The following is a 21188-nucleotide window of genomic DNA, read 5'->3' as shown; positions in this document are numbered from 1 at the left end:
ATAAGGGAAAGAGAGGTGTAACTGTATTATTCTGGCATCACTGCACGATTATATTTCACCCTATACAGATTTATATCCCTGCAAATATGGACAATGCCCCCTCGGGCCCGGCAGAAGAAGCGTGTCTCCCATTTTCCTTCATTTGCCGGACCCGCTTGATTCATGCCCGATCGTTTTCAGACCGCTTTCGCCACAGGAACGTTGAGCGCTTTTCTGCTGACCACATCAGCACTTGCCGCCACCCCCGCACAGCATCGCGCAACTGGCAAACCGACGGTTACCAAAACCTCTTCCTCTGCCACTGAAAAAACCACCCCCAATCGCACGCCTATTGCCGGGATACTTGATGGTTCCAACGGCGAAACAGTAAATGTTCATGGCCACCACGCCGCAGATGGTACGGGTGCCAAATATATGAACAAGATTGTCTATCTTGGGCCGCTGGGGAATCGGGATACGCTGGATACACCTTATTCCGTCATGGGGGTTACCCATGACGTTGTGGTCAACCAGCAGATCCGCAACCTGAATGACATGGCGCAGTATCTGCCTTCCGTGCAGTTGGAAATCCGCGGAGACCCCAACACATCACGCCCGCAGTCCCGTGGGTTTGAATCCGATGTGGTTGCAAACTCCCGCCTGGACGGGCTGAATGTGGTTTCCACCACCCCCTACCCTGCTGAATGGGTTGATAACCTGCAGGTTCTCAATGGTCTTGCCGGGGCAATGTATGGGCCTCAGAACCCGGCAGGTGTGTTTGAATACACTCTCAAGCGCCCAACGGACCGCCGCACTGAACGCCTTTCCGTTGGTGTGGATTCCATTGGCACCCCTACGGTAAATGGCGACATTTCCGGTCGGCTGGGCCGGAATGGGTGGTTTGGATATCGCCTGAACATGCTGCATGCGGATGGCACGGCCTATACGCAGGGCAGTTCAATGCGCCGCGAAATGGTAAGCGGTGATTTTGATTTCCATATTGATGACAAGACAGTTATAGAAATCGACGCCAGCCATTACACGTACGACCAACGCGGTTCAGCCCCGGGCTTTGGTATTCTGGCGACCGGTGTCGGGGGAAACAAGCTCCCCGAAGCACCCGATCTGGGTCGCCGCCTTGCTCCTGAATGGAGCGGCTACAATATGGAAACCAATACGTTCCTGGCCAAGATCAGGCACCAGATCAACAAAGACTGGAGCTTTACGCTGGGAGGATTGTATCAGGACGCCGCCCGGCAGGCTTTTGGCGTTGCCGATACCTTGTGTGATGGCGGCACGACCTGTTCCGGCCTGCGGGGTAGTGACGGATGGTTCAGCTCCCGCGCAACGGCAACCACCACCGCGAATGATTTTCGCGTCGGCAGTAACATGGCGTATTTCAACGGCCGTGTTTACACCGGGCCAGTCAAGCATGATCTGGTGATCGGCACCAACGGGTACATGATGGGGAATTACAACCCCACAGGCGCCACCACAGCCGCGCAGAATCTGGGAATACACAATCTCTACGGGGCATCCCCGTCCGGCGGCACGCAGCCTTATTATCACGGCCGCTATAAATCCAGCAGTGTCACCAGCCAGTCCTTTATCATTGGGGATACGATCACCCTGAATAAACACTGGTCCATTATGGGGACATTGGCCTGGAGCTGGATTGACCAGCAAAGCGCCCTCAACGCCAAAAGCCCTTTGAGAGACACGTTCCAGACATCTGCTGCGTTCAGCCCGACCACCAGCCTGATGTATAAACCCACGGACAACCAGACCATCTACTTCACATATGGTCGGTCAGTTGAGGCTGGGCCTGTCACACCCAATAACGCAAGCTACACCAACACCAACATGGCGCTGCCCATTGCGCATTCTGAAGAATATGAAGTGGGATACAAACTGCGTTACAAGAAAATGCAGTTTAACGTTGCCGGTTTCCGGATGACCTCTCCTTACGCCATGTATGTTGCAGCGGCCAACGGAACAGGCTGCGCCGCCGCGAGCAACTGCCAGACATACCAATATGGCGGGACGCAGCGGAACTATGGTGTGGAAGCCCAGATTTCAGGCGAAGTTCTGCCTAATCTGTCCGTTCTTGCTGGCATGACCTGGCTGGATGCTGAACTGGTTCATGCAGCCTCCCCTGCCCTCAACAACAAGGAAATTGTTGGTGCGGCGCCCTTGCAGGCCAACATGCTGCTCGATTACCGCCTGCCAGCGTCCTTTGGCTCCTTTGCCTCCGGCTGGGCCTTCAACGCCAATGTTCATTATATGGGCAACCGCGCCGCCAACGTCACCAACACGCTTCACACGGGATCCTACACCACGCTGGAGCTTGGAACACGTTATGCCTTCCGCGCAGCAAAGTTCCCGTGGGTTGTGCGCTTCGGGGTAAGCAACGTCACGAACGAACGCTACTGGGCCTCCGTATTCACCGGCGCACCGAGTGGCACATCGGGCGCTGCCTCTACCTTGTATGCTGGCTTGCCGCGTGTGTACCACTTTACGCTGTCAGCCGAGTTCTGAGCCTTTTACCAAAAACAGAAAAGCCTGCCTCCACCGAGAGACTTTATGAAAGGTCTCTCACGTGGGGCAGGCCACAGCCATCTGAAATAGTGACTGTCTTCTAGTTTTCAGCCAACACCTGACGGCTGGCCCGAACACGGGAGACACGACGCCCCTCCATATCCACCACTTCAAACAACCAGCCGGAATAGGCCACCTTGTCGCCTACCGCTGGCACGCGCCGCAGAAGAGCCAGCAGCAGACCACCGAGCGTATGGTAACTGCCTTCATCTGGCAGGCTACGCAGACCCAGCCGGTCTTTTACTTCATCAGCTGAATCCGTGCCATCAAGCAGCAGCACATCGTCCTGCGTCGCCTCATGCGCCGTATGCGTTGCCTGTTGGGTTTCATGCACGCCTTCCCCAACAATGGCGTCAAACAGGTCCGAGGCCGTAACTATTCCCTCAAAAGACCCGTATTCATCAAATACGAAAGCAATGCCCAAAGGTATGCTGCGCATGCGTTCAAGCATATCAAAGGCAGAAATGCTGTCTGGCACCACAACCATCTGGCGCAACCCGGCTTCTATTGAAACAGGCATGCCATCAAGCGTGCGGTCCAGCATATCCTTGGCCAACACCACACCCACGGGATTATCCACGCCGCCTTCACACACCACCAGCCGCGCATAGGTTGTCTGTTTCAGCGCCTTGATCAGCGCCTCACGCCCCGCATGGCGATCAATCCAGTACAGCTCATTACGGGGGGTCATGATCGCGCGCACAGGGCGGTCCGCCAGACGCAGAAGGCGCTCAATCATGGTGCGCTCTTCATGTTCCAGCACACCGGTTCTGGCACCTTCAGCGATATAGGCCTTGAGTTCTTCTTCTGTCAGCGTCTGGCTGACAGCATCTGACGCCCCCATCAGCTTGAGCACCAGATTGGAAGACTGCCGCAACAGCCCCACAACGGGGCGGGTGGCGTAGGCCAGCATTTCCAGCGGCAGGGCCAGACGCGCCGCCATGATCTCGGGTTCCCGCAAGGCGAGCTGCTTTGGCACAAGCTCACCCAGAACCAGCATGAGGGCTGTGATGATCAACACCACCAGCACCATGGAAACCTGACCGGCTATGGGGCGGATGACGTCAATTTTTTCAAGCAGAGGAGTCAGATGGGCTTCCACCTGCACACCACCGAATGTGCCTTCCAGAATGGACACCAAGGTCATGCCAATCTGCACGGTAGGCAGAAAGATCTGCGGATCTTCAGCCAGCCGCATGGCGCGATCCGCCCCCCGCAGGCCCTGCTCACGGAGAATGGCAAGACGCGGTGTTCTGACAGAAATAAGCGCCAGTTCCCCCATAGCAAACACTGCGTTCAGGAAAATCAGGAGGAAAATGACAAGTATGGAAACAGTCATGAAAAACAGAAGCCCTGCGTGACGGAATGTCTGAAACGCACGATAGGGGAAGCTGCGCCGAGAAACCAGTTCACCAAACAAGAAACAGGACTGACATCATTGACCTGCACTGCGCCTATACGCAGGCCAAGACGCGCTGATCTTCTTATGCGGGATCTGTATATCTGGCAGACCGATAAAACAACCTGATCTGGTCCTTTTTCACCCTACGGACAAAAAGAAAGGGCGGTCCGTTACCGAACCGCCCTTTCTCCTCATGGAGTCGGAAAACCCGAAATCAGTCAGCCGCAGTTGCTTCAACCGGTGCCGCGTCCGTTTTAGCCGGGGCAGGCGCATCGGTTTTGGCTTCCGTGCGAATAACCTTCACACGCGGGGCTTTTGCGGGCTTGCGGGCCGCAATTTCCGCCATCTGCTCTTCAACCTGTTTGGAGAACACGTACTGGGCCGGGCGCTGGTTGGCCAAAGAGATTTCCGGAGCCATCGGCTTTTCTGTTTCCGGTCCGAACAGGGCAACCTTGGCAATGTGCCAGGGCCGACGAACGGCATCCATCACAGCGGTCGATTCGTAACCGGAGTGCACCATGCAGTCGGCGCATTTTTCATAGTTACCGGTGCCGTAATCGTCCCACTTGGTGTCTTCCATCAGTTCCTTGAAAGACTTGGCATAGCCTTCACCCAGCAGGTAGCACGGGCGCTGCCAGCCAAACACGTTACGCAGGGGCTTGCCCCACGGCGTGCAGTGGTACTGCTCATTCCCGGCCAGGAAGTTCAGGAACAGCGGAGACTGCGTAAACCGCCACTTCTTGCCTTTACCCAGACGGAAGATGTCACGGAACAGCTGCTTGGTCTTCTGACGGTTCAGGAAGTGTTCCTGATCCGGCGCACGTTCATACGCATAGCCCGGAGCGGTCATGATTCCGTCCACGCCCATGGCCATCACTTCATCAAAGAAGGAGGCCACACGCTTGGGGTCTGCGCCATCAAACAGGGTGCAGTTGATGGACAGACGGAACCCGCGGGCCTTGGCCTTCTTGATAGCGGCTACCGCGCGTTCATACACCCCGTCCTGACAGACGGAGGAATCGTGCATGGACTTGTCACCATCCAGATGCACGTCCCACGAGAAGAAGGGTGAGGGTTCGTACTCATCCATCTTCTTTTCAAGCAGCAGGGCGTTCGTGCACAGATAGACATATTTTTTCCGGGCGATCAGACCCCGGATAATTTCCGGCATTTCCTTGTGCAGCAGCGGCTCGCCCCCTGCCACGGCAATAACCGGTGCGCCTGCTTCCGCATCCGCATCCAGACATTCCTGCAGCGTCATGCGCTGGTTCAGGATAGCCGCCGGGTAATCAATCTTGCCACACCCGGCGCATGCCAGATTGCAGCGGAAAAGCGGCTCAAGCATCAGCACCAGCGGGTAGCGCTTACGCTTCTTGAGATGCTGTGTGACGACATATTTGCCGACCCTGACGGCCTGCATTATCGGTACGGCCATAAACCCCCGCTTCCGGCGCTTCTCTTACGCCCGCATCATAAACTGGATGAGACTAGTAACGTGTCAAAAAACGTGGCCCTGCCAAGCACCGGTCTAGCCCGCTTGCCTTACGGCAGCCGTTCAGGACGGCGGGCACAGCCACGTAGGTTCTGTTGGCCTGCATATAGGTCGGCCCATTTGTCAAGCTCAAGCCTTTTTCAAATCATGTGACAAAAAAGACACATTCACAAGTTAGTTTTTTAGGAAGCCTTGCGTTCAGGCGAGAAACATTAAACCAAAATGGCGGATCGCAGTGTCCGCTAGACATTTTGCGCGACGTAAGACACGCAAAGGGCAGCAAGTTCCGACCACGACTCAGGACGGCATTCTGCTTGCCGCAAGCAAGAAGATGGAAACGATCGCATGGACAGTTCTCCTGACAAGAAACCGGCGCTTTCTGCCGTGACATCGCATTCTTCCGCCCCCTTGCCACTGGCGGTGCGACCATTCCGACGCTGGGCCGTTTTCCTGCGCTGGACCGTGTGACGTATCCGTCTGACATGCGGAACTTCTCGGTTGAGCAGCTCAAGCAGGTTGCCGATGAACTGCGCGCCGAGACGATTGATGCCGTCTCCACCACCGGCGGGCATCTGGGGGCGTCTCTGGGGGTTGTGGAACTGACCGTGGCCCTGCATGCCGTGTTCGACACGCCTGAAGACAAGGTGATCTGGGATGTGGGCCATCAGGCCTACCCGCACAAGATCCTCACCGGCCGGCGTGACCGCATCCGCACCCTGCGCCAGCCCGGTGGCCTCTCCGGCTTTACCCGCCGGTCTGAAAGCACCTACGACCCGTTTGGCGCAGCCCACTCCTCCACCTCCATCTCCGCCGGGCTGGGCATGGCCGTAGCCCATCACCTGCGCGCCGAGGAAGACCCGTCCTACCGCGAACGCAGCGTGATCGCCGTGATCGGCGATGGCTCCATTTCCGCCGGCATGGCCTACGAGGCCATGAACAACGCCGCCGTGGCCGGTCCCGGTGCGGAACGGCTGATCGTCATCCTCAACGATAACGAGATGTCCATCGCCCCGCCCGTGGGCGCGATGTCCAACTACCTCTCCCGCCTGATGTCCTCGCGCAAGTTCATGGGCCTGCGCGAACTGGCCGGAAAAGTGGTGAAGAAACTGCCCGCCCCGGTGGAACGCACAGCCCGCAAGGCCGATGAATATGCCCGCGGCATGATCACCGGCGGCACCCTGTTCGAGGAACTGGGCTTCTATTACGTCGGCCCCGTGGACGGGCATGACCTGCCGCAACTGGTGGCCATCCTGCGCAACCTGCGCGATACGGATAACGGCCCTATCCTGCTGCATGTCATCACCGAAAAAGGCCACGGCTACCGCCCGGCTGAAAAGGCAGGAGACAAGTATCACGCTGTGGCCAAGTTCAACGTGGTCACCGGCGAGCAGAAGAAAGGCCCGTCCGGCCCGCCCTCCTACACCTCCGTCTTTGCCCGTGAACTGGTGCGCCGCGCCGCCACGGATGACCGGATCACCGCTGTCACCGCCGCCATGCCGTCTGGCACGGGGCTGGATGCATTCGCCAAATCCTACCCTGACCGCTTTTTTGACGTGGGCATTGCCGAACAGCATGCCGTGACCTTTGCCGCTGGCATGGCCACGGAAGGGCTGCGGCCGTTCTGCGCCATCTACTCCACCTTCCTGCAGCGCGCCTATGATCAGGTGATGCATGACGTGGTGCTGCAGAAGCTGCCTGTGCGCTTCGCCATTGATCGTGCCGGTCTGGTGGGCGCGGATGGCGCCACCCATGCGGGCGCGTTTGACCTCGCCTATCTGGGCTGCCTGCCGGGCATGACGCTGATGGCCCCCTCAGATGAGGTGGAACTGCTGCACATGACGGCCACCGCCACCGAATTCGATGAAGGCCCGATTGGTCTGCGCTACCCGCGTGGTGGCGGTCTGGGCCTTGATCTGCCCGCCGAAGGACAGGTTCTGGAGATCGGCAAGGGCCGGATCATCCGGGAGATGGGCCGTCAGGCCGGCGGCGAGAAAGGCGGCATTGCCATTCTCTCGCTGGGCCCGCGTCTGGCTGAAGCCCTGAAGGCTGCGGACATGCTGGCCGCCCATGGCTTGCCGCCCACGGTGGCCGATGCGCGCTTTGCCAAGCCGATTGATGTGGAGCTGGTGGAAAACCTGGCCCGCAACCATGCCGTGCTGATCACGCTGGAAGAAGGCTCGATTGGCGGATTCGGTACGCAGGTCGGCCATCATCTGGCCCGCACCGGGTTGCTTGATAACGTCCGTTTCCGCCCCCTCGCCCTGCCCGATATCTTCATCGACCATAATTCGCAGGACGCTCAATACGAGCAGGCTGGACTTACAGCGCCACACATCACAAAAACCGCTCTCAGCGCATTGGGCATCGGAGACATGCTTCCAATGAACTTGCCAAACAGCTCAACGGGAACAAAATCATGAGCATGAAACGTATTTCTCTTCGTGCAGGGCTTGTGCTCGGTCTGGGCATGGCACTGCTCCCCGCTGCTGGAACGAGCATTCTTGCTTCGGCAGCCGTTGCTCAGTCTGCTCCCGCCAGTGCTGTCAGCGCACCAGTGCAGACACTGTATGCCGCACTGGACAAGGCTCAGAATTCAAGCGCCAGCTTTGCTGAACGCTCCCAGATTGTCGGGGCGGCGGTTGATCAGGCCTATGATCTGGACGCCGTGCTGAAGGCCTCCATCGGCCTGCGCTATCAATCCCTGGCGGCGGAAGACAAGCAGAAGCTGCTCAGCGCGTTCCGTGATTTCACGATCGCCCGTTATGTTTCCAGCTTCAAGCCGGGTTCTGGTGCACGCTTCACCGTAAAACCGGCCATTGAAAATTCACCTGTGGGTGATAATAAAGTCGTGAACACGTATATCGGGTCAGACGACAGCATGCCGGGCACCCCCGTAAGCTACATCATGCATAACGGCACCTCCGGCTGGCGCATTACTGATGTGCTGCTGGGCGAATCCCGCATCAGTCAGGCCGCGGCCCAGCGTTCCGATTTCAGCTCCACGCTCACATCTGGTGGCGTACCGGGCCTGATCAACGTTCTGGAACGCAAAGTTAAAACCTTTTCTAAAGATTGAGCAGGAAGAGGGACGTGAAACCAAGCGGATGTATCGACAGCCCATATCTGGGCCGCGTGACGGCTGAGCTGTAATGTCCGCTTTCCCTTTTCTGGCTGCCGCAAGCGCTGTGCTGGCGGTTAGCGGGTGCGTCCAGTCCATGGCGGGCGCACTATTGCTCCGACGTTTCCGCACGCAGGAGCGTAAGCCTGTCACGCTCACGCCGCTCCCTCCAGTAACGGTTCTCAAGCCCCTTTATGGGTCCGAGCCGTTACTGGAAGAAGCGCTGGAGAGTTTCTGCACGCTGGATTACCCTGGCGGGGCCGTGCAAATTCTCTTTGGTGTGCGGGACGATGACGACCCCGCAATTGCCATTGTCAGGCGTCTCCAGCAACGCCACCCGCATTTGGATATGCAGATTGTGATTAATCCCGCCGTACATGGGATGAACCGCAAGATCAGCAACCTGATGAACATTCTACCTCAGGCGAAATATGACATCTTGGTCATTTCCGACTCGGATATTCATGTCACCCCCGATTATCTGCGGCATATTGTCAGCGCGCTGAGCAAACCCGGCACGGGGCTGGTCACCACCCTGTATGCCGGGCTGCCAGCCAAATCGACCGTGGTGCAGATGCTGGCCGCCTGCCAGATCAACCACAACTTCCTTCCCGGCGTTATCCTGTCCCGCTATCTGGGGCGGCAGGACTGTCTGGGCGCCACCATGGCGCTGAAGCGTGAGATGCTGGACGCTGTGGGAGGATTTGAAGTCCTGCTGCCCCACGTAGCGGATGATGCCCTTCTGGGTCGGCTGGTGCGGCAGCGGGGTTATGACATCACCATTGCCGATTGCCTGACATGGACCACCATTGCGGAACGCAATACATCTGAACTGCTTTCACACGAGCTCAGATGGGGCCGCACAGTCTGCACCCTTGCCCCCGCCGGGTATGCGGCCTCTTCCATCCAGCTTCCGCTTTTCTGGGCGACTCTGGTGTTTCTGTTCCAGCCTCATGCGCTGTGGGCGTGCCTGCTGTTCTTCAGCGTATGGGCCATACGGGCCGTGACCGCCCTGCTCATAGACCGGACGGTCGGCACCCGCCCCTTGTGGCCCCTGCTGCTTTTGCCCATGAGAGACTGGCTTTCTGCGGCCATTATGGTGGGCAGCGCCAGTGGCACACGTGTGGACTGGCGTGGGCAGACCATGCATGTCGCGCCACACCCCATTCCCCCGCCGTCTCCGGGGCATTTGTCAGCAGAGCGCTGATACTGCTTGTCTCGCCCCTCCCTCGGCGGTAAGTCCCTACCCATATTTCCTGAGTTTCTCAGAACACCTTTCAGCCTTGTCAGGATAAGACCCATGATGAGAACCCTTTTTCTCCAGCCTCCGACCTTTGATGGTTTTGATGGCGGTGCTGGTTCCCGCTATCAGGCGCGACGTGAGATCAAATCCTTCTGGTATCCAACCTGGCTCGCCCAGCCGGCCGCCATGGTTGAAGGCAGCCGTCTGATTGACGCACCGCCTGCTGGCATGGGTATGGACCCCATTCTGGAAGACGCGAAGAACCGCGATCTGGTGGTTCTGCACACCTCCACCCCTTCCTTCGCGAAGGATGTGCAGGTGGCCCAGATGCTCAAGGATACCAACCCCAACCTGAAAATCGGGATGGTGGGCGCAAAAGTTGCCGTTCAGCCGGAAGAAAGCCTGCTGAAAGGTGCCCCGATCGACTTCGTGGCTCGTAACGAATTTGATTACACCATCAAGGAAATTGCTGAAGGCCGCGATTTCAAGGATGTGGACGGCATTACATGGCGCAACAAGGATGGTGTGATTGTCGCCAACCGTGACCGCGCCATGATTGAAGACATGGACAGCCTGCCCTTCGTGACCGAGGTGTACAAGCGTGATCTGCGGATTGAAGACTACTTCATCGGCTATCTCATGCACCCGTACATTTCCATCTACACTGGTCGCGGCTGTAAATCCCGCTGCACCTTCTGCCTGTGGCCGCAGACGGTGGGTGGCCATCGCTACCGCACGCGTAGCCCGCAGCATGTGGCAGCCGAAATCCGGCTGGCACGCCAGTATTTCCCGCAGGTGAAGGAATTCTTCTTTGATGATGATACCTTCACCGATGACCTGCCCCGTGCAGAAGCCATTGCGCGTGAGCTCGGCAAGATGGGCATCACCTGGTCCTGCAACGCCAAAGCCAATGTGCCGCGTGAAACCCTGAAAGTTCTGCGTGACAACGGCCTGCGCCTGCTGCTGGTAGGATATGAAAGCGGCAATCAGCAGATCCTGCACAACATCAAGAAGGGCATGCGCGTTGAAGTGGCGCGTGAGTTCACCAAGAACTGCCATGAACTTGGAATCAAGATTCACGGCACCTTCATTCTGGGTCTGCCGGGCGAAACCAAGGAAACCATTCAGGAAACCATCAATTTCGCCAAGGAAATCAACCCGCACACCCTTCAGGTGTCTCTGGCCGCTCCGTATCCGGGCACGGCCCTGCACAAGCAGGCAACCGAGAACGGCTGGCTTGATGAAAGCAATGCGGAACTGATTGACGAAAACGGCGTGCAGATGGCGCCGCTGCATTATCCGCATCTATCCCACACGGAAATTTTCACCAGCGTGGAAGAATTCTACAAGAAATTCTATTTCCGCGCCCCGAAGATTGCGTCCATTGTCAGTGAAATGGTTCGTTCTCCGCAGATGATGAAGCGCCGCCTGCGTGAAGGTGTGGAATTCTTCCACTTCCTGCGCGACCGTAACGCGGCCTGATAACGCTCCACTTCCTGTTGGGTTGGAGAGTATGATCAGGCTCCTGTGTCTGGCCATACTCTCCCCTCCGCGACGGGAAGACAGGGTTTACCCATGAAACGCGCCATTATTTCCGCTGATGATTTCGGCCTGTCGGTTGAAGTGAATGAGGCCATTGAGATCGCCCACCGCGAAGGTGTGCTTTCTACCGCCAGCCTGATGGTGGCGGGCCCCGCTGCGGAAGATGCCGTTGAACGGGCAAAACGCCTGCCAAACCTTGGGGTCGGGCTGCATCTGGTGGTGATTGAAGGGGCTTCTGTTCTGCCCCACACCCGTCTGCCACTGGTCACCCAGCCCGATGGCTGGTTCTCTTCCTCCCAACTGGGCTTGGGGATTGATTATTTTTTCCGCCCCGAAGGCCGTAAGGAACTGGCAGCCGAGATCACGGCCCAGTTTGAGGCTTTCCGGCGTACGGGGCTGGTTCTGGACCATGCAAACGCCCACAAGCACATGCATCTCCATCCCACGGTTGGCCGTCTGCTGATTGATATTGGCAAGCAGTATGGCCTACGGGCTGTGCGCACACCGCTGGAACCCCCGGAACCGCTTTACGCGGCTGGCACCTACACGGATACGCTGGGAGACGCCGCCCTCCGCCGGTGGACCAACCTGCTCCGCCACCAGATCCTTTCCGCAGGGCTGGTAACCAATGACTGGTGCTTCGGCCTGGCATGGAGCGGACATATGACCGCCGACAGGGTGGCCGCCCTTGCAGCGCATCTGCCCGAAGGTATGTCTGAAATCTATTTTCACCCCGCCACCCATAAAAACGCCCTGCTGCAAAAGCTGATGCCCACCTATGAGCATAAGGCGGAATTTGAAGCGCTGTGTTCTTCGGGCTTTCGGGCAGGGTTAGAACATTCGCATGCTGTGTTGTCTGGATGGCGGGATCTGATCCCTTCATAAACCGACAGGTTTCTTTGCAAGCTATGATATAATTATCACATTTTTGGTAATTTTCTTTCGTTTTCGCTCATATTTCTTGTTATAACTTACTCAATTGTTGACGCTGTTTTTCCTTTCTGTTTCAACTTCTGCCTGACCACTCAAAAAACAAAAACGAAATGGTCCACGCATTATGAAAAACAGCGCCTCTTCCGCAGCAACGTTCCGCCAGCACTCTCATCACGCTGGCTGTTTGACTGATACTCTTCTGTTTTCTCCTGTTTCTCAGAACGCCCTTGGCCTTACAACGGCATGGCGAAAAGCCGTTCACGTCCGTGCAGGACGTTACAGCCCTGTAGGCTTTACCCTGCACGGTTAACGGCTAGAGGCCCCTGCGCCTCAGCCTCAGGCATCGCCATTTTTTCCTACAAAACGAGAATTCAGGCATGAGACTGTCAGAAGCCCGTTGCGATAAAACGCAACGCCCGCTGTCGTACACCAGATCCCGTATGGATACAGGCTATCTGGCCCTGGCGCTTATAGTGTCCTGGGGAGCGAGCCCGCACAAAGCGGCGGCTGCCCCCCAGACACTGGAAAAACCCGTAGCCCCCGTAACGGACGCCATTGTCAGCCCGAGCGCCAAGGTCCGCCCGAATGTTACGGCAACCACGCGCCCGCTGAATACGGGCATGATGGATGCCGGCAGCCTTGGGCCTGATCCGGCTGCCATCAAGCGCCCGCCCAACACACCTATTCCGCCAAGCGGCGTACCGGTTCTACCAACCCCCGGTTACGCAACCATGAGTGTGCAGTCTTACGCACCGGCGGGGGATCAACAGGGAGCGGCCCACACGCTGGAGCTGGATGCCCTGACATCATGGGAAGGACCATCAGGACTGCTGCCACCACGGCTGGACGCCCTCCGCCGCATGGACATGAATGACCCCTATTACGTACCGACGGCGGGCTCTGGCCATCTGGTGCCACAACTGACAGGCCCCAGAAACTGGCTGCATGACCGCGGCTTCACATTCTCCTTCACTTACAAGGGAGAAGCCATGGGCGTGATGACAGGAGGGCTGGAGAAAGGGGTCAGCTATGTGCATGAACTCACCCTTCAGGGCGTATTTGACCTTGAACGGATGGCACATCTGAAAGGATGGTCCGTGCATGCACTGGTCATGGAACGGGCAGGCAAGGCGCTGCAAAACGGGCGGCTGGGCGAATATTACGTTGCCATGCAGGAAGTCTATTCTCTTTCTGGCAACGTGGCCGCGCATCTGGTGGATCTGTATGCCGAAAAACGCTTCATGCAGAACCGCATGGACGTCATTTTCGGCCGCATGTCCCTCACCCATGTGTTCGCGACCTCTCCGCTACTGTGCTCCTTCATGGTCACATGCTCCGCACCAGTTGCATTGAAGCAGAATCCGGGTTTCAGCGTTTACCCCAAAGCCACATGGGGCGCGCGGGTGCGCCTGCGGCCAACACGCGATACAGCGCTGCAGGTGGGCGCGTATTCCGTCAGTGCCCTGACCGACAACCCCAGCGGCTGGGCGTGGGGAGCAGAAAATACCACCGGCCTCTCTCTGCCAATCGAATTCACATGGCAGCCCTTTCTGACCCGCAACCGTCTGCCGGGCCACTATGTGATCGGCTATGCGCATGACACCACACGCTATGCGGACAAGATTTCCTCCGCACTGCCTGAGAAGGTTGCCGAAACCATTCCCGGAAAACGGTCTGCCCCGTCAGACATGTTCTGGGTGGAAGCAGACCAGATGATCTATCGGCGTGGTGGGCGTAACATGATGGCTGGCGGCTATCTGATGGCAGGTTACGTGCATGTCACCCCACGCGTGGTCAATCTGTCTGATCAGGCCTATGCCGGGTTCTCTCTGGTGGGGGTCATCCCCTCCCGTCTGACAGACCGTCTGGGGATTCTGTATTCCTGGTATCATGTCAGCCGCCGCAGGAGGGAAAGCCAGATTCTGGCGCAGGATGCAGGCCTCTCTCTGGGCTCCACCCTGCACGGCGTGCAGAACGATTCCCATATCATTGAGGCCTATTACGCCATAGATGCCTTTCCCGGCGTGCTGATCCAGCCCACGTTCCAGTACATGATCCATCCGGGTGAGACACACCACATTCCGGATGCCTCCATCATGGGGCTGAAACTGATCGCCAATCTCTGACCATTATTCCCCTGTATGGAATGCATCTGAAGGCGTTCCATACAGGCGTCGCCCGCGCTTTGACGCGCACGGCACCTAGGCATGGCAGCGCCTCTCTGCTAGGCAGCAGAGGATACTTTAACATTCTGACGCTGGCATGACTGACACGCCTTCTTCTCCCTCTTCCGGCCCTTCTGTAACGCCCAACGCAGCAGACGCAAAAGCTGACCGTGCAGCACGGCAGGCCGCTGCGTTGCGCGCCAACCTGCGCCGCCGCAAACAGCAGGCCCGCAGCAGGAAGGAACAGGAAGCGGATACTCAGCCCGCCACATCCCCAACAGACCCCGCCAATGGAGAAACCCCGACATGCCCGTGATGCCCGATACTTGGATCCGCCAGATGGCACAGGATCACGGCATGATCGAACCGTTTGTAGAAAGCCAGAAACGGGAAGGCGTGATCTCCTACGGTCTGTCCTCCTACGGGTATGATGCGCGCGTGGCGGATGATTTCCGTATTTTCACGGATGTGAACAACGCCATTGTGGACCCCAAGAACTTCAGCCCTGAAGGATTTGTGTCCCGCAAGGCAGATGAATGCATCATTCCGCCCAACAGCTTTGTGCTGGCCCACACCATTGAATATTTCCGCATCCCGCGGGATGTGCTGGTGGTGTGCCTTGGCAAATCCACCTATGCCCGCTGCGGTATTATTGTGAACGTCACACCGCTGGAACCCGAATGGGAAGGCCAGGTAACAATCGAGATCAGCAACACCACCCCGTTGCCTGCGCGCATTTATGCCAATGAAGGCATCTGCCAGTTTCTGTTCTTCAAGGGTGAAACCCCATGTGAGACCAGCTACGCAGACCGCGCAGGCAAATATATGGGCCAGCGTGGCGTTGCCACGCCCCGCATGTAAGCAGAACCCATGGACAGATTCATCATCCGGGGTGGCCGCCCCCTTCACGGCGAAATCACGATTGGCGGGGCCAAGAATGCTGGCCTGAAACTGCTTGTGGCAGGCCTGCTGACTTCTGAACGTCTGGTGCTGACCAATGTGCCGCACATTGCGGACATTGCCACCATGTGCGCCCTGCTGACCCAGCACGGCCTGACGGTTGAGGCTGTAAACGGTGACAAGACCACCCTTTCCGTAGGGGGCGAAATCACCAGCACGGAAGCGCCTTACGATATTGTTTCCAAAATGCGGGCCTCCATCCTTGTGCTGGGCCCACTTCTCGCCCGCTGTCGGGAAGCCCGTGTTTCCCTCCCCGGTGGCTGCGCCATTGGCACCCGCCCCGTTGATATGCACCTCAAGGGGCTGGAAACACTCGGCGCTGTCATCACGCTTGAAAACGGCTACATCCATGCCCGCGCCCCAGAGGGCCTGAAGGGTGACCGCATCGTGCTGCCATTCGCCTCGGTCGGGGCAACGGAAAACCTGATGATGGCCGCCACCCTGGCCAAAGGGCGCACGGAAATTGTCAACGCGGCGCGTGAGCCGGAAATGGCTGATCTGGCAAGCTGCCTGAACGCCATGGGTGCCAAGATTACCGGTGCGGGCACAGGCCACATTATTATTGATGGTGTGGAAGCCCTACACGGAACCACACACCGCATTATGTCTGACCGCATTGAATGTGGCACATATGCCTGCGCTGCGGCCATTACCGGGGGTGACCTTCGCCTGATTGGTGGCCAGGTTGAACATCTGGGCGCTGTGGTGCGCGCATTTGAAGAAGCGGGCGTGGAAGTAACGCAGGAAGGAAATGCCATGCGCGTGCGCCGCACCGGTGCGCTGCGTGGCATTGATATCATGACAGAACCCTACCCCGGCTTCCCGACAGACATGCAGGCCCAGTTCATGGCGCTACTTTCTGTTGCGGAGGGGGCATCCATGATTACGGAAACCATTTTTGAAAACCGGTTCATGCATGTGCCGGAACTCAACCGTATGGGCGCACGCATCAATGTGCATGGCTCTTCCGCCATTATCCGGGGCGTGCATAGCCTTTCTGGCGCACCTGTCATGGCAACAGACCTCCGGGCATCTTTCTCGCTGATTCTGGCGGGGCTGGCGGCCCATGGAGAAACCATTCTAAGCCGTGTCTATCATCTGGACCGCGGATATGAAGCGGTGGAACGCAAACTGGCTGCCTGTGGCGCCCAGATTGAACGTGTCAGCAACTGACATTTTCAAGGCCGGGCTTTTTACAGCCCGGCCCCTGTTCAGCATGCCTGCATAAGAAACAGACACGTAAAAACCACTCAGCCTTCAGCTTTTTTGCAAAACTGGCTGCATTTTCCTGATACAGGTTGGCCCCTATGGGCGCTTTGCGTGCCTGATGACGTGTCGTGTGCCAACACTCATCAAACCTTGGCAAAAAATTTGAGAAATACAGTAAACAAGCGAAGCGGCTGTCTATTTTTCCGACCACTCAAGCATCGTTACAGAGTACTGGCAGAGATCTGCCCTTCTCCCTTTTTTACTCAAGCCTGACATTTTCCTTCTGCCCCGGAAAATTTTCACGGGGCAGGAAGATTACGCCTTATTGCGGCTGGTTTGCTGCATCAATTTCCAAAGCAAGCTGCGCCATTTTCAGCGCCCCTTCCCGGCTTTTAGCACCGCAAATGAAACGGGCCGGATGCGCAAACACGGCGTCTTCCACGCCAGAGACCTGCGCCAGCGTCTCTTTTTCCAGTCCACCCCATGCTTCCGGCAGGGACACCCGTTGGCCGAAATCCCCACGCACGGGCGGGATTGCCTTTACGTTCCACTGATCCGGGCCAGCCGGAGACACAACATACACAACCGGAAGATCATGCTCGAAGATCACTTTTTCGGTCGGCATGCCGGTTTCCATGAGCAGAATCCGTTTGTCTTCGGCTTTTTCATAGGCTTGCAGAACGCGGTCTGTTGCCTTCAGGCTTGCGCGCACACGGTCAACCGTGTTGACCAGATGAGCCGCCGCCGCTGTCGCCGCATTGGCAAAACCCAGAGCTTCCCGCGCCAGCGCTTCCTGCCGACCATACAATTCCGTTGTGTCCCATGCCGGGCCACAGGCGGAAACAATGTCCGCCAGAGAAAGCTTGCCCATTTTGGCAACGCCATTGTCATCCTGATCAATGGGCAGAATCAGGGATTTGTCGATCGTCCGCCACATTGCATCCAGTGTGTCATCATCCACCGGGCTGGTCAGAATATTACGCAGGGCAGCGCGGCCATAATCCTTCCACAACAAACCTGCCGCGCTGTATGGCACTCCATCTTCACGCAGGGGCTTTTCCTTCATGTGGTGGTCATACCGCCCCTGGGCAGGATCATGACGGCCGCCTACGTCAAAAACAATATCAGCCTGGGCAATCTGGTCTGGGGCACGGGTGCGGACCAGTTCCAGCCCGTCAGACGCTGCACGGTCAATCACGCGCGCGCGCAGATCTCCTTTGGGCGCAAGAGCGTAATGAAGAATGACATACCCCATTGTCTCATCAAGGTGGAAATTCCCTGAATGGGTCAACGCTCTGATGGATCGACGCTCTTGTTCAAGACCAATGGGAGTATGTTCTGACATCTAAAAACCTGCTGACAAACGGAAAGAAGAGTTTGGAGTTCCGCCCTTTCATGCCTGACAGCGCGGATACAGACAATCCGTTCTCACCATTCCTGCGTCCTCCGCACATTTTCCAGCCATCACAAAGCGGATTGCGAGGCTCGCTTTCGATCACAACAAACCCCTGTGAGACGCAGCCTTACGCGACAACATACTCACAGGCTGTTTGAGCAATCTGTGTGGGCGGTCTAAGGGGGTTTTTTGTAGCTGAATCGTTTGGATTTACGTCCTGATCGTGCCGTATCCGGGCTGACAATCTCTCCGTTCACTTTCTAAAATGCTGCACCTGCCTTCGATAGCTGAATTTTCAAGCCGACTTTAAAATCAGACTTACACTGAACATCTGGACGAAACAGGATTCTTCCAACGCAGGCTTTCCCCATAAAAAAGCCGGAGCGGGATATGTCCCCTCCGGCTTTTTCGTGGCTCTCAAGCCGTGTTTATTCCCACCAGATCGACAGGGAGCGAACGCCCTGTGCCCCGCGGATCAGAACCCCCTGAATATCCGCTGTCGCGGAAGGGCCGCTCATCAGCACGCCATAGTTGGCGGTGTGAAATTCCGGACGCTCCAGATAGGCCGTGTGCATATTGGCGGTCAGATTTTCCTCAGACAGGATCACCACAATATGCTGGGTCAGATGCGCGGCTGAATTAAGGTTATTCAGTTGCGCTTCGCTTAGATAGATGGACCCCATTTCTGCAATACCGAAGGGGCTGCGCACAACCAGCACATCCGTGGCCGCTGCCTGCTGCGGAGATTCAATCTCTTCAATGCGAATGGTGCCTTCAAAGTCAGGCACAGCGGAGCAGATCACCTTGGCATCTGGAAAACGGCGGGCAATGGCAGTAGCCAGTGTATCACCTTCCTGAGGCATCAAAATCTGACCACCCAGAATCTGAAGGGAATTTTCAAACCGGTCACGCCCCTTATCCATATCCCCCAACATAGCCACGGGTGGCAGTGGATGGGCAGCAGGGTCTGGACGGTTGGCGCGCAGGGTCGCCAGAATGGTATCGCGCGAGCTCATTGTGCCTTGTCCTTCTTCAGACGGTTCTGCTTGTACCAGCTATGGAAAGTCTGCTTCACCGGGTGCGGCAGTTCCCTGTGTTTGCCCCACGGGTTGAGCCAGTTATACAGCACAAAGCGCGGCATGGTGCTGAGCGCGACCTCGGTCCCGTTAATGGCTGTTCGGTACAGTTTGGGCTGGCCCATCAATTTGCCAGCCATATGCATGATCTCCCGCTTCACAAACGGCAGTTCATGATGTTCAGCCAACACGCGCCGCCATTTGTAAAGCTGCTCATGAATATTGATCTTCACGGGACAGACGTTGGTACAGCTTCCGTTCATGGTGGAGGCAAACGGCAGGGTGCTGTATTTCCGTTCATTGAAGGTGGGATCAATGATCGCGCCAATCGGGCCGGAATACACAGCACCGTAGGACAGACCACCGGAACGGCGATAGACCGGACAGGTGTTCATACAGGCACCGCAGCGGATACATTTAAGAGACGTCCAGAACTCTTCCATGCCCAGCCGGGTGGAGCGTCCGTTATCCACCAGAACAATGTGCATTTCCCCACCCTTTTGCGGGCCACGGAAATGGGTGGTGTACTGCGTGATGGGCGAACCAAGCGCGCTGCGTGACAGCAGCCGTACAAACACGCCAAGGTCAGCCATACGCGGCACAAGGCGTTCAATCCCCAACGTAGCGATATGCAGATTGGGCACTGTCGAGCTTAGATCTGCGTTGCCTTCGTTTGTGCAGACAACAAAGGTTCCAGTTTCCGCCACCAGAAAGTTGCCGCCCGTCATGCCCGCATCCGCCGTCAGAATAACGGGGCGCGCGGCCATACGCTGTGCTTCCGCCAAGGACTGCGGATCGTTATCGTTCGGGTCCGTATGGTAGTTTTTGGCAAAAATTTTTGCCACATCCGGCACAAGCTTGTGCACAGCGGGCACAACAATATGACTGGGAAGCTGATCATCAAGCTGCTGGATGCGTTCGCCCAGATCCGTTTCCGTCACGGTTACGCCGCGCGGCTCCAGATAGGCGCGCATGTCACATTCTTCCGTGACCATGGACTTGCTCTTGATGAGCGACTTTGCGCCGTGCTTTTCCAGAATCTCGCCAACAATGCGGTTATGTTCCGCACCATCAGCCGCCCAGTGCACATGAATGCCGTTCTTTTTGGCATTGGCTTCAAACTGCTCCAGATATTCGGGCAGGTTGGCCAGCGTGTGCTCCTTGATTTCAGAAGCACGCGTGCGCAAATCCTGCCATTCCGGCAGTAGGTGCATCTGCTGGTCGCGCTTCTGACGCATGTCCCACAGCCTTTCATCATGAAAGGTCAGATGCGGGGCGTCTTCCAGAAACTCTTCCGCCGCCTTGGCGTGATTGACTGGTTTGACCTTCATGCCCGTGCTCCGTTCAGGATTTCAGCAATATGAATGAAGCGAATGGGCACGCCATTCCGCTCAGCACAACCCTGCTGATGCATCATGCAGGACGTATCGGCCGAGACAATATATTCCGCCCCGGCATTGTGATGGTCACGCACCTTGTCCAGCCCCATACGGGCGGAAATGGCTTCTTCCGTTACGGAGAACGTGCCACCAAACCCGCAGCATTCATCCGGCCGCTTGGGGGTTGCAAAGGTAATGCCCTTTACTTTTGACAACAGATCCATGGGTTTGGAGAAGAACGGCTCTCCTAGTTCGGACATGCTGGCCGTGCGCAGGGCGCGCAGGGTGCCGCAACTGTTGTGCAGGCCCACCTTGTGCGGAAACTCTGCCCAGGGGAAAGCATCAACTTTCAGAATATCGTGCAGAAATTCCACCAGTTCGTAGGTGTTCTTGCGCACATGCTTGACGTCTTCCGTCTGTGAAATGGCGTCAAAATTGTCGCGCACATGATGGGTGCAGCTACCGGAAGGCATGACGATGGCATCATATTTGGCAAAATTGCGCACAAACAACGCCTCAGCCGCAGCGGCATCAGAGTTGCAGCCGGAATTCGCCATGGGCTGACCGCAGCAGGTCTGATCCATTGGATACTCAACATCCTGCCCAAGTTTTTCAAGCAGTTCCAACGTCGCTATCCCGGCGTTAGGATAAAACGCATCAATATAACAGGGAATAAACAGACCGATCTTCATCAAA

17 protein-coding genes are annotated in these 21188 nt (G+C 57.1%); 11 read left to right on the top strand and 6 right to left on the bottom strand.

Going from position 1 to position 21188, the window contains the following annotated elements:
* Positions 1–162 precede the first annotated feature (162 nt).
* Complete coding sequence (locus ASN_RS09220) at positions 163–2517, top strand: TonB-dependent siderophore receptor (RefSeq protein ID WP_058987994.1); 2355 nt, start codon at positions 163–165, stop codon at positions 2515–2517.
* Positions 2518–2617: 100 nt separating this feature from the next.
* Here the strand turns inward: ASN_RS09220 and ASN_RS09215 are convergent, their stop codons facing one another.
* Both ASN_RS09215 and hpnH read right to left on the bottom strand, forming a co-directional pair.
* Positions 2618–3916: a hemolysin family protein gene (locus tag ASN_RS09215; protein WP_039903896.1), complete on the bottom strand. Its 1299-nt coding sequence runs from the start codon at positions 3914–3916 to the stop codon at positions 2618–2620.
* 277 nt (positions 3917–4193) lie between these two features.
* Positions 4194–5414: an adenosyl-hopene transferase HpnH gene (gene hpnH, locus ASN_RS09210; protein ID WP_039903878.1), complete on the bottom strand. Its 1221-nt coding sequence runs from the start codon at positions 5412–5414 to the stop codon at positions 4194–4196.
* Between the two features lie 402 nt (positions 5415–5816).
* Between hpnH and ASN_RS20435 the strand changes: the two genes are divergently transcribed.
* The 10 genes from ASN_RS20435 (at position 5817) to murA (ending at position 16605) form a co-directional block, all read left to right on the top strand.
* On the top strand, positions 5817–5939 hold the full coding sequence (locus tag ASN_RS20435) for a hypothetical protein (protein WP_269148856.1): 123 nt from the start codon (positions 5817–5819) through the stop codon (positions 5937–5939).
* Positions 5940–5953: 14 nt separating this feature from the next.
* A complete protein-coding gene (gene dxs, locus ASN_RS09205) occupies positions 5954–7891 on the top strand; it encodes a 1-deoxy-D-xylulose-5-phosphate synthase (RefSeq protein WP_231948506.1) in 1938 nt (645 codons plus the stop codon).
* A gap of 2 nt (positions 7892–7893) precedes the next feature.
* The gene (locus ASN_RS09200; protein WP_058989254.1) at positions 7894–8547 is read left to right on the top strand and encodes an ABC transporter substrate-binding protein; all 654 of its coding nucleotides are present in this window, start codon (positions 7894–7896) and stop codon (positions 8545–8547) included.
* Positions 8548–8620: 73 nt separating this feature from the next.
* On the top strand, positions 8621–9796 hold the full coding sequence (hpnI, locus tag ASN_RS09195; protein ID WP_058987992.1) for a bacteriohopanetetrol glucosamine biosynthesis glycosyltransferase HpnI: 1176 nt from the start codon (positions 8621–8623) through the stop codon (positions 9794–9796).
* 93 nt (positions 9797–9889) lie between these two features.
* Entirely contained in the window at positions 9890–11314 is a 1425-nt protein-coding gene (gene hpnJ / locus ASN_RS09190; protein WP_006559363.1) for a hopanoid biosynthesis associated radical SAM protein HpnJ, read from the top strand.
* Positions 11315–11407: 93 nt separating this feature from the next.
* The gene (gene hpnK / locus ASN_RS09185) at positions 11408–12259 is read left to right on the top strand and encodes a hopanoid biosynthesis-associated protein HpnK (RefSeq protein ID WP_058987991.1); all 852 of its coding nucleotides are present in this window, start codon (positions 11408–11410) and stop codon (positions 12257–12259) included.
* Positions 12260–12747: 488 nt separating this feature from the next.
* Entirely contained in the window at positions 12748–14433 is a 1686-nt protein-coding gene (locus ASN_RS09175; protein WP_058989253.1) for a carbohydrate porin, read from the top strand.
* Positions 14434–14569: 136 nt separating this feature from the next.
* Positions 14570–14788, top strand: coding sequence for a hypothetical protein (locus tag ASN_RS09170; RefSeq protein WP_058987989.1), 219 nt, complete (start codon positions 14570–14572; stop codon positions 14786–14788).
* Complete coding sequence (gene dcd / locus ASN_RS09165; protein ID WP_035377510.1) at positions 14779–15333, top strand: dCTP deaminase; 555 nt, start codon at positions 14779–14781, stop codon at positions 15331–15333. The genes ASN_RS09170 and dcd overlap by 10 nt, the downstream gene beginning before the upstream one ends.
* Before the next feature lie 9 nt (positions 15334–15342).
* Positions 15343–16605, top strand: coding sequence for a UDP-N-acetylglucosamine 1-carboxyvinyltransferase (murA, locus tag ASN_RS09160; protein ID WP_006559356.1), 1263 nt, complete (start codon positions 15343–15345; stop codon positions 16603–16605).
* 358 nt (positions 16606–16963) lie between these two features.
* Here the strand turns inward: murA and ASN_RS09155 are convergent, their stop codons facing one another.
* The 4 genes from ASN_RS09155 to ASN_RS09140 form a co-directional block, all read right to left on the bottom strand.
* Entirely contained in the window at positions 16964–17986 is a 1023-nt protein-coding gene (locus ASN_RS09155; protein WP_058987988.1) for an MYG1 family protein, read from the bottom strand.
* A 479-nt stretch (positions 17987–18465) separates the two neighbouring features.
* Positions 18466–19053: a LutC/YkgG family protein gene (locus ASN_RS09150; protein ID WP_035377503.1), complete on the bottom strand. Its 588-nt coding sequence runs from the start codon at positions 19051–19053 to the stop codon at positions 18466–18468.
* Entirely contained in the window at positions 19050–20444 is a 1395-nt protein-coding gene (locus tag ASN_RS09145; RefSeq protein ID WP_058987987.1) for a lactate utilization protein B, read from the bottom strand. Before ASN_RS09145 ends, ASN_RS09150 begins: the two co-directional genes overlap by 4 nt.
* Positions 20441–21184, bottom strand: coding sequence for a (Fe-S)-binding protein (locus ASN_RS09140; protein WP_058987986.1), 744 nt, complete (start codon positions 21182–21184; stop codon positions 20441–20443). The genes ASN_RS09145 and ASN_RS09140 overlap by 4 nt, the downstream gene beginning before the upstream one ends.
* Between the last annotated feature and the right edge of the window lie 4 nt (positions 21185–21188).

Origin of the sequence: Acetobacter senegalensis, from assembly GCF_001499615.1 — a bacterium.
Classification (GTDB): Bacteria; Pseudomonadota; Alphaproteobacteria; order Acetobacterales; family Acetobacteraceae; genus Acetobacter; species Acetobacter senegalensis.
This window is presented reverse-complemented; position numbering and strand designations above follow the sequence as displayed.